Here is a 15417-nt window from a genome sequence, read left to right as displayed (position 1 = left end):
ACGGCGGGCGCATTGCCCCAAGAGCCCCATGAGACGGAATAGGCTCATGGGGCAAGTCTGGCCGGGGCGAACGTTAGGGGACCGGGTGAGCAAGTCCTTCGTGCACCTGCACGTGCACACCGAATACAGCATGCTTGACGGCGCGGCGAAGCTGAAGCCGCTGTTCAAGGAGGCCGAGCGGCTGGAGATGCCGGCGATCGCCATGAGCGACCACGGCAACATGTTCGGTGCGTACGAGTTCCAGAAGGTCGCGTCGGGCTCCCCGGTCAAGCCGATCATCGGCATCGAGGCATACGTGGCGCCCGAGAACCGGTTCGTGAAGAAACCGGTGTTCTGGGGCCAGCGGGCCGAGACCGGCGTGGCGGACGGCGAGGGCGGCAAGGACGTCTCCGGCGGCGGCCGGTTCACCCATATGACGATGTGGGCCAAGGACGCCGACGGCCTGCGCAACCTGTTCCGGCTGTCGTCCCTGGCCTCGTTCGAGGGCTACTACTCCAAGCCGCGCATGGACCAGGACCTGGTCTCGCAGTACGCCTCCGGCATCGTGGCCACGACCGGCTGCCCGTCCGGCGCGGTGCAGACCCGGATCCGGCTCGGCCAGTACGACGAGGCGGTCCGGATCGCCGGCGAATACCAGGAGATCTTCGGCAAGGAAAACTACTTCCTCGAGCTGATGGACCACGGCATCAGCATCGAGCAGGAGGTCCGGGCCGACCTGCTGCGGCTGTCCAAGCAGCTCAACATCCCGCTGCTGGTCACCAACGACTCCCACTACGTCACCGAAGACCAGGCCGACGCCCACGACAGCCTCCTGTGCGTCGGCGTGGGCAAGAACAAGGACGACCCGAACCGGTTCCGGTTCAACGGCTCCGGCTACTACCTCAAGCCGGCCGAAGAGATGTACGCCCTGTTCCCCGAGCTGCCGGAGGGGTGCGACAACACGCTGCTCGTGGCCGAGATGATCGGCGACTACGGCGACGTGTTCGCCCAGGTGGACCGGATGCCCGACTACCCCGACGTGCCCGAGGGGGAGACGCAGGAGTCCTGGCTGCGCAAGGAGTGCGAGCGCGGCCTGGAGATGCGCTACGGCAGCCCGATCCCCGAGGAGGTGCTGGAGCGCTACGAGACCGAGATGAAGGTCATCGGCCCGATGGGCTTCTCCTCCTACTTCCTCGTGGTGGCCGACATCTGCAAATACGCCCGCGACAACGGCATCGCGGTCGGCCCCGGCCGTGGTAGCGCCACCGGCAGCATCGTGGCCTACGCCACCCGCATCACCGAGCTCGACCCGCTGGAGCACGGCCTGCTGTTCGAGCGGTTCCTCAACCCCGAGCGCATCAACCCCCCTGACGTCGACCTCGACTTCGACGACCGCCAGCGCGACCGCATGGTGGCCTACGTCACCCAGAAATACGGCAGCGAGTACACCGCGCAGGTCAACACGTTCGGCACGATCAAGGCCAAGGCCGCCGTGAAGGACGCGAGCCGGATCCTCGGCTACCCGTTCGCCATGGGCGACAAGATCACCAAGGCGATGCCGCCGGACGTCATGGGCAAGGGCGTCCCCCTCGCCGACCTGTTCAACGAGAACCACGCCCGCTACAACGAGGGCACCGAACTGCGCGCCCTCTACGACAACGACCCCGACGTGCGCAAGGTCATCGACACCGGCCGCGGCATCGAGGGCCTGATCCGCGGCACCGGCGTGCACGCGGCCGCCGTCATCCTGTCCTCGACGCCGCTGCTCGACCTCATCCCGATGCACAGGCGGGACAAGGACGGCGTGGTGATCACCGGGTTCGACTACCCGTCGTGCGAGGACATGGGCCTGGTCAAGATGGACTTCCTGGGTCTGCGAAACCTGGGCATCATCGACCACGCCATCAAGATCATCAAGCAGAACCGGGGCATCGAGCTCGACACCCTGACGATGCCGCTCGATGACGCCAAGACCTACCAGCTCCTGGCCCGCGGCGACACGCTCGGCGTGTTCCAGCTCGACGGCGGCCCCATGCGGTCGCTGCTGAAGCTGATGGAGCCGACCCGGTTCGAGGACATCGCCGCCGTGCTCGCCCTCTACCGGCCCGGCCCGATGGCGGCCAACGCGCACACCAACTACGCCCACCGCAAGAACGGCCGCCAGGACATCGAGCCGATCCACCCGGAGCTCAAGGAGGCGCTCGAACCGATCCTCGGTCCCACCTTCCATCTGCTCGTCTACCAGGAGCAGATCATGGCCGTCGCCCGTGAGCTGGCTGGCTACACCCTCGGCGGCGCCGACCTGCTGCGCCGGGCCATGGGTAAGAAGAAGAAGGAGATCCTGGACGCCGAGTTCGCGAACTTCCAGGCCGGCATGCGCGGCAACGGCTACTCGGACGAGGCGATCCAGGCGCTGTGGGACGTCATGCTGCCCTTCTCCGGCTACGCGTTCAACAAGTCCCACACCGCCGGCTACGGACTGGTCGCCTACTGGACCGCCCACCTGAAGGCCAACTACCCCGCCGAGTACATGGCCGCGCTGCTCACCTCGGTGGGTGACGACAAGGACAAGGCGGCCGTCTACCTGGCCGAATGCCGCAAGATGGGCATCCAGGTCCTGCCGCCGGACGTCAACGACTCCCAGCTCGACTTCGTCGCCGTCGGTGACACCCAGGTGCGCTTCGGCATGGGCGCGGTCCGTAACGTCGGTGAGAACGTCGTCGAGGGCATCGTCAAGGCCCGCACCGAGAAGGGCAAGTTCACCGACTTCAACGACTTCCTCGGCAAGGTGCCGCTGACCGCCTGCAACAAGAGGGTCATCGAATCGTTGATCAAGGCGGGCGCGTACGACTCGCTCGAACACCCCCGCAAGGGCCTGCTGATGATCCACGAGCAGGCGGTCGAGTCGGTGATCGACATCAAGAAGAACGAGGCGCACGGCCAGGACTCCCTGTTCGGCGGCCTCGCCGACGACGGCGACGACGAGGTGTTCTCCATCGCCATCCCCGAAGGCGAGTGGGACAAGAAGACCAAGCTCGACTTCGAGCGCGAGATGCTCGGCCTCTACGTGTCCGACCACCCGCTGGCCGGCACCGAGCGGCTGCTGGCCAGAAACCGCGACACCACGATCGTCGACCTCCTGGACAGCGGCCGCGACGACCGCGGCGACGTCCGGGTGGCCGGCCTGGTCACCAAGGTCGACCGGCGGGTCAACAAGGCGGGCAACACGTGGGCCATCCTCACGGTCGAGGACATGGACGCCGCCGTCGAGTGCCTGTTCTTCCCGCGCAACTACGAGCTGTACGGGCCCGAGCTGCGGCCCGACATCGTGGTCTCGGTCGGCGGCCAGATCAACAACCGCGACGGCGCCATCTCGGTCTTCGCCCAGGAGCTCACCCCCATCGACGTGTCCGGCGTCAACAGCGAGTCAGGGGCGCCGATCACGCTGCTCCTGCGGGAGGAGCGCATCACCCCGACCCTGCTGGAGGAGCTGCGCCAGGTGCTGAAACTGCACCAGGGCCGGGTGCCGCTGCACGTCAACCTGCGGCGGCCGGCCGGCAAGGTCATGGTGATGGCGCTGCCGGAGTGGTCGGTCAACGCCGAGCCCAGCTTCGCCGCCGACATCAAGGCGCTGCTCGGGCCGGAATCCCTGTCGCTGTGAACCGTCGGATCGAGGTCGTCACCGAGGCCGCGCCGCCCGACTGTCCCCGCTGCGGCGGCGCGTCCCTGCTGTGGGCGCGCGTGCCGCACGGCTGGGAGAACGCGACGGGCGGGCGGGTGGAGGGCTACAGCGGCGTGGTGCTGTGCGGGTCCTGCGACGCCGACCGGCCGCACGCGGCGGCGCTGATCACGTGGTTCCACGTCCACGGGCGGGCGGACGACACGGACGAGGAGTTCGTCCGGCTGCTGGTGGCGTGGACGGCCGGCGTGGTCATCCCGGCGCTGGACGAACGGGCGCTGAAGGACGAGGTCGAACGGTGGACTCTGGGCGAGCGTTAGCCCTGTGGTGCGCGGCCCTGCTCGTCCTGTCCGGCTGCTCGATCGGATCGCCACCGGCCGTCCGAACCCTGGCCACGAAGCCCGTCGTCCCGCCGGAGACGGTCGCCCCGCCGCTGCCCATCGCGGACGTGTCGGCCAACCAAGCGGGTCTCCACCCAGAAGTGCGACTAAGTCACAGATTGGCACTCCGCCACCACACACTGCTATACGTGTGCTTAGGTGTTGCTTTGACTTAATGTGTGCCGGAGTGGGGTTGAAGGGTGTCAAGGTACGACTGGCGTCACTCGGTGTTCGCACCCGTGGTGAGCCTGATGGTGTCCGCTCTGCTGATGGTGGCCGGAGCGGTGGAGGCGCTGCTGGTGTCCGTGGGTGCGACCACGGCACCGGTGGCGGCGGAGCTCGTGGTCACCCTCATCATCGCGGTGTTCCTGACCGCCGTCCTCAGGATCGTCAGGGCCGTACCGGACATCCGGCGCGAAAGTGCCGCGACCGCGCGGGCCGTGACGAACATCGGGGCGGTGAAGCCGTCCGAGGACACGCTGGTCGGACGGCGGCTCAAGCTGTTCAAGGAGGCCGCGGAGGCCGGCAACGACTGTGAGGCGGTGCTGAGCGCCCGCTCGGCGCTGGACGACAGCGAGATGGCCAACAAGCACCACCTCGACCACGCGCTCATCTGGGCGCTGCCGGTCTTCGGCTTCATCGGCACCGCGCTGACGATGGGCGCGATGGTGAACTCGTTCTCCAACGCGCTGGACGGCCAGGGCGACCCGAGTGTGCTGATCGCCGCGCTCAAGCAGTACGTCCTGCCCGAGCTGGCCTCCGCGTTCGGCGTCACGCTGGTCGCGCTGTTCCTGAGCGTGATCGCGTTCGGCACCATGGCCTTCGTCGAGCGGTCCGAGCGGGCGTCCGTGGTGGCCGCGGACGAGGTGTTCCTGGTCTACATCGCGCGCCTGCCCGCCAAGCAGGCGGCTCCGGCCATGGCGGGGCTCACCCAGGAGCTGGCCCAGTCCAGGGGCCGCACCGAGGAGCTCGTCAAGGGCCTGGACGCGCTGCGCACGGCGGTCGAGCGGCTGAGCGCCGCCGAGGCCCGGCCGCACAAGTACACGCTCGTGAGGGAGCCGTGAGGAAGCGGCCCGCCAGGTCGTTCGCCCCGCCGCTCGACCTGCGTTTCATCGACCTGTTCATGGCCATCGTGCTGGCGCTGTCGTTTGTGGCGATCATGCTGACCGTGGTGGCGCGGATGTTGCCGACGGAGCCCTCCACGCCGCCGCAGCGGCAGGAGAAGAGCGTGGCCCAGCTCAAGCGGCAGCTCGACGCCGCCGTGCAGGCCCAGCGCAAGGCCGAGTCCGAGCTGCGCGTCACGCGGGAGCAGATCTCCGAGCAGACCGCCTTCGCGCTGCCCTGGTGGCTGATCGGGTTCTGCGCGCTGCTCGGCGTGCTGGCCGTGTTCGTGAACTGGCGGATCCGGCTGTGGAAGGAGGGCAACCTGCCGCGGTTGCGGAGCTGGCTGATGGTCACCGTGGTCGTGGCGGTCGTCACGGTGGTGATCAGGTCGCTGAGCGACGGCCAGGGCTACCTGCTGCTGGCCGAGATCCCGTGGTGGGCGGCCGACGTGCTGTGCCTGGGGCTGCTGCTGGTGGCGTACGTGCTGATCTCCGACATCAGGACCGGCCAGGTCACGCTCGGCGAGATCAAGGCCCGCGTAAATCCCGTCGCGCCGGCCAGGAACGCCGAGTAGGGTCCGGAATCAGACCGGCCGCGGGACTTCAGGTACGACTTCCGGAATCCGCCTGTACAGCGATAGTTCGCAGCTCGTGCCCCCATTCCCCGGCCGGTCCCAGACCTTCCGGGGAGCCCGATGGACACCTACGCCGACCTGATCGAGTGCGAAGACGTGCTGCTCTTCGCGAACGCGGCGATCACCTCGACCGGCCAGCGCGAGTTCCACAGCGCGGCCGGTGAGCAGCGGCTCTCCCTCGCCTTCCTGCACAGCTACATCCAGGGCAACTACCCCGACCTGTACGCCGCGACGCTGGCCCTCGACATCAACGACCACAACGCGGCGATGATCATCGCCAACCTGCTCCGGCAGCGGGGCGGCGTGGGCGATGGGCGGCTGATCGCGTGGCGGCTGGGCCGGATGAGCCCGCCCCGCGTCTACCGCCTCTTCCAGGGGCTGCGCCGCGACGGCGTCAACAACCGGCGCACCAGGGCCCTGATCCGCGACTGGCTCGCGGCCCGGCCCGACCTGGCCTTCGACGCGGTGAAGTATCGCTCGGCGGTCAAGTCGGCGGTGCGGCACGCGCACCTGCGGCCGGCGGGCGAGCTGGCCGACTTCCTGTTCGCGCCGTTCAGCCGGCCCCGCTACGACACGCCGATCCTGGAGACGTGGCGGCGGGCCCACTACGACAAGAAGGCCCTGTACGAGCTGCCGTACACCGTCGCCGAGGGCTTCGCGGCCCGCCACGGCATCGACCGGACGATCTTCATGGAGCGCATCGCGCCCCAGCTGACCCGGCTGGAGCGGCTGCGGCTGACGGAGTCGGCGTCGGAGCGGGGCGTGGACACCGAGGCGGACCTGGCCGCGCTGCCGCTGGTCAGGCTGGCCTCGTACGTGCTGTCCCTGGCCGGCGACGTACGCACCCGGCGGCGGGACGAGCTGGAGGGCGCGCTGCGCGCCGCGGCCCGGCGCGTGGCCGGGGCGCGGGCGGGCACGTGGGGGAGCGTCGCGGCGGTGCTCGACGACAGCTTCTCCTCGTTCGGCTCGCCGGTGAAGCGCCGCCGGCCGCTCGCGGTCGCGCTGGCCTGCCATTACCTGCTGGAGGCGCTGGCCGGGTCGTACCGGGACCTGTGGCTGACGGGCCGGAGCGACCCGCTGCAGGCGCGCCCGTCCGGGCCGACGCCGCTGGGACGGCGCGTCATCGACGCCCTCGAAGGGCGGCCCGATCTGCTCGTCATCGTCTCCGACGGCTGGGACAACGCGCCGCCCGGGCTGGCGGCCGAGGTGCTGCGCGTCTGGCGGCGCAAGCTCGACCCGGGAGGGGAGGTCGGCATCGTGCACCTGAACCCGGTCTTCGACGCCGGTCAACTGGAGGTACGGCGACTGTCCACGGTGGTGCCGACCGCCGGCATCCGCGACGCGGAGGACCTGCCCGCGCTGGTGGAGCTGGCCAGGTTCGCCGAGGGGCGGAGCGGGCTCGGGGAGCTGCGGGCGTATCTGGAGGAGCGGGCGGCCCGGCGATGATCGACTTCACGGGGCTGGAGACCCGGCCCGCGCAGACCTGGGGCGGGCTGCGGCTGGTGCCGCTCGTGCGCCGCGAGCCCATCCACGACCTGCGGCTGCACGCCAAGGTGTACGGCGACGAGCTGTCCATGGTGTCCCTGCCGGACAGGTCGTGTTACACCGCGTACGTGCCGCACGCCTTCGTCGCGACCTGGGGCGACGGCGACACCCCCGCGGCCGCGTACGGGACCCAGCTAGGTGAGCCGCTGCGGCACATGGCCGTCAGGTCACGGCGACGGATGGCCCGGCGGGTGGACAAGAGGCGGCTGCGGTTCCTGCCGCTGCACCTGGCCGTGGAGGGCTTCCTCGCGCTGCACTTCGGCGGCCCCGACCTCGCGTGGGAGGAGTGGTCGCGCCAGGCGTTCACGCACGGCCTGTCGCCGCGCGTCGAGGACGTCTACTACGGCGCCGAGATCGCCGGGCTCGACGACGCGCTCAAGGTGTTCGAGATCTACCCGGGGCAGTGCGGGCTGCTGGTGTACGCCGCCGACTCGCTGGCCAGTGCCTTCGTGGTGCCGCACCCGGAGGACTACCGGGCGCTGCACCCGACGCTCATCCGCGACATGTACGGCGAGCTGATCTACGACTACGCCCTGTTCTACCCGGCCGCCGACTTCCCGGCCGTGATCGACGACGGCCTGGTCTCGTCGCCGGCCGACCTGCGGGCGCAGGCGGTGCGCCACGAGCGGGAGTGGGCGGCGTTCCACGACTCGGTGATGGCCGGTGGCCTGATCAGCGCGCCCGCGCAGGTGGAGGACGTCTACCGGATGGGCCGCTACACCCTGAGCCGCTTCCTGCCCGGCTTCGAGCGGAAGGCCGAGAACCACATCGGCGAGACGATCACCGACGCGGACGGGCGGCTGGCGTACCTGAAGACGTTCCGGCTGTCGGTGGCGCAGACCCGGCGCGGCCACCTGCTGAGCGTGCTGGCCGAGCACGGCTGGAGCCTGCCCGGCAGCGCCGCCACGCTGCGGATCAGCGAGGCGGCGCTGGGGATGCGGCTGGTGCAGGCGGGGTTCGGTCATCTGCTGCGGCAGGACGTGCTCGACGGCTACCGCAAGCAGGTCAATGAGCGTGCCCGGCGTACTCGTCCAGGCGGCGCAGCATCGCCACCAGCATGAGCGGGAACATCGCCACGTGCGCCACCATCATCAGCGTGCCGCCGTCGATGATCCCGAGCCACAACATCGGATAGAGCGGCACGACGGGCGCGAACATCACGGCGCACATCTCCAGCGTCGGCGCCCAGCCGTGCCCGCGGATCCGCATCCACACGGCCATGCCCACGGACATGTTGAAGGCCATCAGCAGGTACGAGAGCTCCGGCTGCGCGGTGTGGGAGAGCTCCAGGCCGAGGGCGGACTGCAGCATGCCGAGGCCGAACATGCCGGCGAACATGGCGATGATCATCTCGACGTAGTGGAGGGCGAACCGGCCCCAGCGGCGACCGGGCTTGGCGGTTGTCGAAGTCATGCCGAAACCGTGTCCCATGACGCCTCCGCGTGCCAAGATCGAGGGCCGGGAAGGTCCGGAAACTTGGGTCCTTGGTCCTTCGGACCTACAGTCATGGCCATGGAGCCGAGACGGGTCGTGATCGTCGCGTACGAGGCGGCGGAACTGCTGGAGATCGCGAGCATCACCTCCACGCTGGAGAGCGCCAACTGGCACGGCGCACAGCCCTACTACGAACATCGCGTGGCCACGCCCGGCGGCCACCCCGTCACCACCGCCAGCGCGCTGACCCTGAACGCCCAGCTCGCCCTGGAACGGGTCACCGGGCCGCTCGACACGCTCATGGTGGCGGGCGGGATCGGGCACGAGGACGCCGCCGCGAACCCGCTGATCGTGGGGCACATCCGGCGGCTGGCCCGCGAGAGCAGACGCGTCGCGTCGGTCTGCACGGGAGCGTACGTCCTGGCCGCCGCCGGCCTGCTCGACGGGCGGCGCTGCACCACGCACTGGCACCAGGCGCAGGTGCTGGCCAGCCGCTTCCCCGACGTCACCGTGGACCCCGACCCGATCTTCATCAGGGACGGCAACGTCGCCACCTCCGCGGGCATCACCGCCGCGCTCGACCTCACGCTGGCCTTCGTCGAGGAGGACAACGGCACCGAGCTGGCCAGGACCGTGGCCAGAAACCTGGTCACCTACCTGCAGAGGCCCGGCAACCAGGCGCAGATGAGCATATTCGTGGACGCGCCCTCACCGGCCAACAGCCTGGTCCGGCGCACCATCGAGCACATCGGCGCCCACCTGCGCGACGACCTGAGCACGGCGGTGCTGGCCGCGGCGGCGGGCGTCAGCGAACGCCACCTCACCCGGCTGTTCCTCAAACACCTGGGCCAGACCCCCGGCCGGTACGTCCGGCAGGCCCGCACCGAGGCCGCCGCCCACCTGCTGGCCTCGACGTCGCTGCCGATGGCGGCGGTGGCGGTGCGGTGCGGCTTCGGCACCGCGGAGACGCTGCGGCAGGCGTTCCTCGACCGGTACGGCATCCCGCCCTCCCGCTACCGCCTCACCCAGGTGCCGGTTGGGATGTCCGTTTCTGGCTAATGTGTCTCCGATGAACGGTGACCGGGTCATAGGCGGGTACGCGCTGCGGCGCCTGCTCGGCCGGGGCGGCATGGGCGAGGTGCACCTCGCCACCACGCCCACCGGCGGCCTGGCGGCGGTCAAGCTCATCCATCCGGCGCTGGCCCGTGACCCGGCGTTCCGGCGGCGCTTCGACCGGGAGGTTGCGGCGGCCCGGCGGGTGGCCCGGTTCTGCACCGCGCCCGTCCTGGACGCCGGGATCGACGGCGAGATGGCCTACCTCGTCACCGAATATGTCAAGGGCCCCGACCTGGCACAGGCCGTCCACGAGCAGGGCCCCTTGTCGGGCGGGAACCTGGAGGCGCTGGCGGTGGGCATCGCGACCGCGCTCAGCGCCATCCACGGAGCCGGGGTGATCCACCGCGACCTGAAGCCCTCCAACGTGCTGCTCTCGCCGCTCGGGCCGCGGGTGATCGACTTCGGGATCGCGCAGATCGTCGCGAACGACGGCCTGGCCAGCCAGGCGATCCTCGGAACGCCCGCCTTCATGGCGCCGGAACAGGTGACGGGGGAACCGCTCACGCCCGCGGCCGACGTGTTCGCCTGGGGCGCGCTGATCGCGTTCGCGGGGACGGGGCGGCTGCCGTTCGGGCAAGGGTCCTCCGAGGCGCTGTACCGGATCGTGCACGAGGAGCCCCGGCTCGACGGGCTGGACGAGGGGATCAGGGAGCTGGTGGGGCGGGCGCTGGCCAAAGACCCGCGCCGGCGGCCGACGGCCCAGCAACTGCTCGCTGACCTGGTCGGCGGCACCCGCCTGGCCACGGCCACCGAAGTGGTGGAACGCACGTGGACGGGCCGGCCTTCTCCCGTCGTGCGGCGCCGCCGGCGGTGGCCGTGGGTCGCCGCCGTGGGGATCGTCGCTCTCATGGTGTCCGCCGCCGTGCCGGCGCTCTGGCGGCAGGCGTGGCCGTACGAGGCGGGGTTCGGCTCGTGGGCGGACGGCGCGTCCGGTGGCGGGAACGCGCGGGTGACGGGCACCGGTTACGAGCTCACCGTCAAGCGGGGCTGGCGGTTGTGGAAGTCGGCCCCCGTACGGGAGCCGGACGGCGGGGTGATCGTCAGCGCGAAGGCCACCCTGGAGGAGGGCGACGGGCAGTACGGTGTGTGGTGCCACGGCTCGGCGGGCTCAGGAGATCGCTACGAGTTCGGGGTGAGCGGCGCGGGCGAGGTCACGATCGTCAAGCGCCGCACGGGCACCCAGGGCACGGTCCTGTACGGTCCGGCGAACGCGCAGAGTATGGCCACCAACCGCATCGTGGCGGAGTGCGGCCAGAGCGGGAGCAAGGTGACGTTGCGCATGTGGCTGAACGGACGCCTGGTCGCGGACGTCTCCGACGCCGACGCCCCGTACGGCCCTGACGAGGCCGGCGTCCACGCGGCCTCCGCCGCCACCGGGTCCGTCCGCGTCCGCTTCGACTCCTTCGCCGCCAGACCGGCGACCGGCGGCTGACACGTGCGCCAGGAGGAACCGGCCCCCGAGGGCCCGGCACATGCGGGCCCGGTGCGGTTCGGGGTGCTCGGGCCGCTGCGGATCGACGGCGGCCAGGCTCCCGGACCGGCCAAGCACCGGGCGCTGCTGGCGGCGCTGCTGCTGTCCGCGCGGGAGCAGGTGCCGGTCGAGCGGCTGATGTCCGTGGTCTGGGACGACCGGCCACCGGCGTCGGCCGAGTCGGTGCTCAGGGTGTACGTCAGCGCGCTGCGCAAGCTCGTGGACGGCATCCGTACGGTGCCCGGCGGCTACCTGCTCGACGTCGGGCGAGATGACGTGGACTGCCACCGCTTCGAGCGGCTGGTCACCGAGGCCCGGCGGCTGCGGGCGGCGGGGCAGGTGGTGGAAGCGGCCGGCGGGTACACGGCGGCGCTGGCTCTGTGGCGGGGCTCGGCACTGGCCGACGTGGAGTCGTCGGCGCTGCGGCGGGCGCACGGCGTACCGCTGGAGGAACTGCGCCTGACCGCGCTGGAGGAACGGATACGACTGGACCTGCGGCTGGGCCGGGGCGCGGAGGTGGTCGGAGAGCTGCGGGCGCTGGTCGGCGCACACCCGCTACGCGAACGTGCCTGGGTCCACCTCATCGAGGCCCTGCACCAGGCGGGCCGCCGATCGGAGGCCCTGAGCGCCTACCAGGACGCCCGGCGCACCCTGGTCGAGGAACTGGGCCTGGAACCAGGCACCGAACTGACCGCCGCCCACCAGCGCGTCCTGTCCGAGGACCCGCCCCCGGTCACAGCGGCCGGGTATCCGCAGGCCGGCTGGGGATTCCCGGCCGACGCCGCGCCACCGATCGGCCCGGGGTTCGCGGCGGACGGGGTGCCGCCGGTCGGTCGGGGGTTCCCGGCGGACGGGGTATCGCTGGGCGGGCCGGGGTTGTGGGCGCCGGTGGATGCGTTGCCGCCGGATATTTCGGATTTTGCCGGGCGGCGGGCCGTGCTCGACTGGATCGCGCGGGCGGTCGACGAGAACGCCTCCGCCCCCGTGCACCTGGTCCTGCACGGCCCGCCCGGTTGCGGGAAGTCGGCCGTCGCCGTGCATGCCGCCACCCGCCTGGAACCGCCGGACGGCCGGCTCTACGCCGTCCTCGGTGCCCGCCCGCCGAGTGCCGTGCTCGAAGACCTGCTTCGCTCGCTCGGCTGCCCGGACCGTGCGGTGCCGCCGGTCCTGGACGAGCGGGTACGCCTCTACCGGAGCATGACGGCCCGCAAGCGGCTCCTCGTCGTGCTGGACGACGCCGCCGACGAGGCCCAGGTGCGCCCGCTCCTGCCCACGGGGCCGGGCAGCGTGACCCTGGTGACGAGCCGGTCGTCGCTGGCAGGGCTGGAGGCGGCGCGGGCGTACGAGCTGGGGGTGCTCGGCGAGGACGAGGCCGTCGCCCTGCTCGGCGGCGTGGCGGGACCCGAGCGGACGGCCGCCGAGCCGGAGGCCGCCCTGCGCATCGTCCGGCTCTGCGGCCACCTGCCGCTGGCCCTGCGGATCGCCGGGTCCCGGCTGGCCAGGAAGCCGGGCTGGACGCTCGACCACCTGGCGGGCCGGCTGAGCGACGAGCGGCGCAGGCTCGACGAGCTCAGCGCGGGCGACCTGGCCGTGCGAGGCAGCCTCGGGCTCGGCTACCGCGGCCTGCCCGATCCGGAGCGGCGGCTTCTGCGCGAGCTCGGCGCTCTGTCCGCTCCCGACTTCGCGCCCTGGGTGTTCGGCGCGGACCTGGAGCCGCTGGCCGAGGCCGGGCTCCTGCAGTCGCGCGGCCTGGACGAGGCGGGCCAGGAGCGGTACGGCTGGCACGACCTGACCAGGCTGTACGCCGCCGAACGCCTGCGGGACGAGGACGGCGGCCCGGCCCGCGTGCTGGCGGTCAGGGCGGGCGCGATCCTGGAGCGGACCAGGCAGGCCAGGGAGTCCCTGCTCCCCGCCGAACCCGGCACCGGCCGCACCGAGGCCCACCTGCCAGGCCACCCGGCCCTCAGCCTGGAAGGGGTCCCTGTGCAGGGCCACCCGGGTTCGAGTCTGCCGGGATACCCCGGTTCGGGGCTGGAGACCGGGTGGTTGCGGCAGGAGGCTCGGTGGCTGAGTGCCGAGCGCCGGTTCCTGGTGGCGAGTGTCGAGGACTTCTTCCGCGCCGGCCTGTACGAGCCCGCGTGGCGGCTGGCCTTCTACCTGGTCCCGCTGTTCGAGCTGGGCGCCCACCACGACGACTGGCACGCGACCACCGCCACCGGACTCGACGCGGCCAGGGCGGCGGGTCACCGGCACGGCGAGGCGCTCCTGCTGCGCGGCCTGGCCGACCTGCACCGGGCGGAAGGCCGCACAGAGGCCGCCGCCGCGGCGCTGCGGGCGGCTCAGCCGCTGGTGGAAGGGCTGGAGCTGGCCCGCGTCACGCTCCGGCTCGGCCTGGTCGAGGCGGACACGAGAGCGGCCGAGCGGGCGTTCCTGCGGGCCCTGCGGGTGTTCGAGGAGGCCGGGGACCGCCGTGGCCGGGCGGACGCCTTACGGGCGCTCGGCGCGGCGCGCGGGGACGAGGGCGCCCTGGTGGAGAGCCTGGCGGCGTACCAGGAGCTGGGTGACCCCCGGGGTGAGGCGGAGGCGCTGCTCGACCTGGCCAGGCTGCACCTCGCCGCCGGCCGTCACCCCCAGGCGCGCGACTGCGCGGAGCGGCGGTTGAAGGTCAACCGGCGGCTCGGCGACCGGCTGCCCGAGGCGGTCGCGCAGCTCGTCCTGGCCGAGATCGCCCAGGCGGAAGGGAACCAAGAGGCCGCCGCGGCGGCCGCGCGGGCGGCGCTGGAGACGTTCACCTCGTACGGGGACCACAGAAATGCCGCACAGGCCCGGTCGATACGCCAAGCGACCGGTTGAGACCCTAAAGCGAACTATGGGAGGGTTTGACGGCCCTGGGTGGGGACTATGCGGATCCTGAAGGTCGCTTCCCTACGGTGAGGGCACAACCCCGACGACGAAGGTGAACACATCATGCGAAAGACGATCGCGCTGGCTGTCGCGGCCGTCGCGCTGGCAGGCTGCGGCGTGCTCCCCGGTCAGCAGGGCGGCGGTGGCGAGGAGCAGCAGCCGCCGGCCGCCACGCCGGAGCAGGTCACGTCCGCCACCCCCGAACGGGCACCCCAGCAGACGGCCCAGCCCGACAGCGTGATCGCCACCCGCGAGGCCAGCGTCGGCGCGGGCGACATGTACGGCAAGGCCCGGGCGGACATCACCGCGCTCAAGCGCCAGGGCAAGACCCTCACCCTCAACTGGACGATCACCGCCACCGACGGCAAGGTCAACGTGCACAACGGCATGGGCACGGCGCCGCTCGACTTCACCGTCTCGGCCGTCTCGCTGATCGACCCGGTCAACGCCAAGCGCTACCGTACGGCCCGCAACGGCACCGGCGAGGACGCGGAGTGCGTGTGCTCGGGCACCCAGGGCCAGTTCCTGGAGAAGGACGAGGCGTCCACCCTGTACGCGGTGTTCGCGGCCCCGCCCGCGGACGTCACGAAGCTCAACATCGAGATGCCCATGATCGGCGTGATCACCGATGTTCCGATCTCTTAGCGCCGCCCTGGTCCTCGTCCTGTCACCGACGCCGCAGCCCAGCGTGCCGGCCGACGCCAACGGCGCGATCGAGGACCTGGTGCTGCCCGTCGAGGACATCGTCGGCGAGATCGAGTCGATGGACGGCACGGAGAGCGAGTCCAAGCAGGGCCGGGAGGTGACGGTGTCGGTGACCAGCGACGTGCTGTTCGCGCTGGACAAGTGGACGCTGAACGCCAAGGCCAGGCAGCGGCTGGCGAAGGTGGCCGGCAGGGTCGAGGCCGAGAGCGCGGGCGGCGTCGTCAGGATCGAGGGGCACACGGACGACCAGGGCGCGGACGCGTACAACGTGACGTTGTCGCGGCGGCGGGCGCAGGCCGTGGAGGCCGTCATGCGCGGCCACCTGGCCGGCGCGGGCGTCACCCTCCAGGCTCAGGGGTACGGCGAGACCCGGCCCAAACTGCCCAACCTGATCGACGGCAAGCCCGTGGCGAAGAACCGCGCCAAGAACCGTCGCGTAGAGATCGTCTTCACCGCCAGGCAGTGA

At 71.3% G+C, this 15417-nt stretch carries 12 protein-coding genes; 11 read left to right on the top strand and 1 reads right to left on the bottom strand.

Translation table 11 applies throughout. The annotated features are described in order from the left end of the window. The first annotated feature begins 85 nt into the window (after positions 1-85). From dnaE to C4V41_RS14650, 6 genes are all read left to right on the top strand, one after another. Positions 86-3640: a DNA polymerase III subunit alpha gene (gene dnaE / locus C4V41_RS14675; RefSeq protein WP_103956360.1), complete on the top strand. Its 3555-nt coding sequence runs from the start codon at positions 86-88 to the stop codon at positions 3638-3640. Further along, positions 3637-3978, top strand: coding sequence for a DUF6300 family protein (locus C4V41_RS14670; protein ID WP_103956359.1), 342 nt, complete (start codon positions 3637-3639; stop codon positions 3976-3978). The genes dnaE and C4V41_RS14670 overlap by 4 nt, the downstream gene beginning before the upstream one ends. A 287-nt stretch (positions 3979-4265) precedes the next feature. Further along, entirely contained in the window at positions 4266-5102 is an 837-nt protein-coding gene (locus tag C4V41_RS14665; RefSeq protein WP_103956358.1) for a hypothetical protein, read from the top strand. Then, positions 5099-5716, top strand: coding sequence for a hypothetical protein (locus tag C4V41_RS14660; RefSeq protein WP_103956357.1), 618 nt, complete (start codon positions 5099-5101; stop codon positions 5714-5716). Before C4V41_RS14665 ends, C4V41_RS14660 begins: the two co-directional genes overlap by 4 nt. 120 nt (positions 5717-5836) lie before the next feature. After that, positions 5837-7222 carry a hypothetical protein gene (locus tag C4V41_RS14655; RefSeq protein WP_103956356.1) on the top strand — a complete coding sequence of 462 codons (1386 nt, stop codon included), beginning with the start codon at positions 5837-5839 and terminating at the stop codon, positions 7220-7222. Then, positions 7219-8382, top strand: coding sequence for an ARPP-2 domain-containing protein (locus C4V41_RS14650; protein ID WP_103956355.1), 1164 nt, complete (start codon positions 7219-7221; stop codon positions 8380-8382). Before C4V41_RS14655 ends, C4V41_RS14650 begins: the two co-directional genes overlap by 4 nt. On the opposite strand, the gene C4V41_RS14645 is transcribed toward C4V41_RS14650, so the two are convergent. Then, on the bottom strand, positions 8327-8734 hold the full coding sequence (locus C4V41_RS14645; RefSeq protein WP_103956573.1) for a hypothetical protein: 408 nt from the start codon (positions 8732-8734) through the stop codon (positions 8327-8329). The two genes, C4V41_RS14650 and C4V41_RS14645, sit on opposite strands and share 56 nt — an antisense overlap. Positions 8735-8833: 99 nt before the next feature. Here C4V41_RS14645 and C4V41_RS14640 point away from each other — a divergent pair, with 99 nt between their 5' ends. The 5 genes from C4V41_RS14640 (at position 8834) to C4V41_RS14620 (ending at position 15417) form a co-directional block, all read left to right on the top strand. Continuing rightward, positions 8834-9814, top strand: coding sequence for a GlxA family transcriptional regulator (locus C4V41_RS14640; RefSeq protein ID WP_103956572.1), 981 nt, complete (start codon positions 8834-8836; stop codon positions 9812-9814). Positions 9815-9824: 10 nt separating this feature from the next. Next, positions 9825-11303, top strand: a complete 1479-nt coding sequence (locus C4V41_RS14635) for a serine/threonine-protein kinase (RefSeq protein WP_103956354.1) — start codon at positions 9825-9827, stop codon at positions 11301-11303. Between the two features lie 51 nt (positions 11304-11354). After that, complete coding sequence (locus C4V41_RS14630) at positions 11355-14195, top strand: AfsR/SARP family transcriptional regulator (RefSeq protein ID WP_103956353.1); 2841 nt, start codon at positions 11355-11357, stop codon at positions 14193-14195. Positions 14196-14309: 114 nt separating this feature from the next. After that, entirely contained in the window at positions 14310-14891 is a 582-nt protein-coding gene (locus tag C4V41_RS14625) for a hypothetical protein (protein WP_103956352.1), read from the top strand. Next, on the top strand, positions 14875-15417 hold the full coding sequence (locus C4V41_RS14620) for an OmpA family protein (RefSeq protein WP_103956351.1): 543 nt from the start codon (positions 14875-14877) through the stop codon (positions 15415-15417). The genes C4V41_RS14625 and C4V41_RS14620 overlap by 17 nt, the downstream gene beginning before the upstream one ends.

It is taken from the genome of Nonomuraea solani (assembly GCF_900108335.1).
Lineage (GTDB): Bacteria > Actinomycetota > Actinomycetes > Streptosporangiales > Streptosporangiaceae > Nonomuraea > Nonomuraea solani.
The sequence above is the reverse complement of the archived record's forward strand: the minus strand, read 5'-3'. Positions and strand labels throughout refer to the sequence as shown.

What these genes read in the sequence shown, in the direction of transcription:
- C4V41_RS14655 (WP_103956356.1), top strand. Translation starts at nt 5,837, where the DNA reads ATGGACACCTACGCCGACCTGATCGAGTGCGAAGACGTGCTGCTCTTC.
- C4V41_RS14650 (WP_103956355.1), top strand. Translation starts at nt 7,219, where the DNA reads ATGATCGACTTCACGGGGCTGGAGACCCGGCCCGCGCAGACCTGGGGC.
- C4V41_RS14645 (WP_103956573.1), bottom strand. Translation starts at nt 8,734, where the DNA reads ATGACTTCGACAACCGCCAAGCCCGGTCGCCGCTGGGGCCGGTTCGCC.
- C4V41_RS14640 (WP_103956572.1), top strand. Translation starts at nt 8,834, where the DNA reads ATGGAGCCGAGACGGGTCGTGATCGTCGCGTACGAGGCGGCGGAACTG.
- C4V41_RS14635 (WP_103956354.1), top strand. Translation starts at nt 9,825, where the DNA reads ATGAACGGTGACCGGGTCATAGGCGGGTACGCGCTGCGGCGCCTGCTC.
- C4V41_RS14625 (WP_103956352.1), top strand. Translation starts at nt 14,310, where the DNA reads ATGCGAAAGACGATCGCGCTGGCTGTCGCGGCCGTCGCGCTGGCAGGC.
- C4V41_RS14620 (WP_103956351.1), top strand. Translation starts at nt 14,875, where the DNA reads ATGTTCCGATCTCTTAGCGCCGCCCTGGTCCTCGTCCTGTCACCGACG.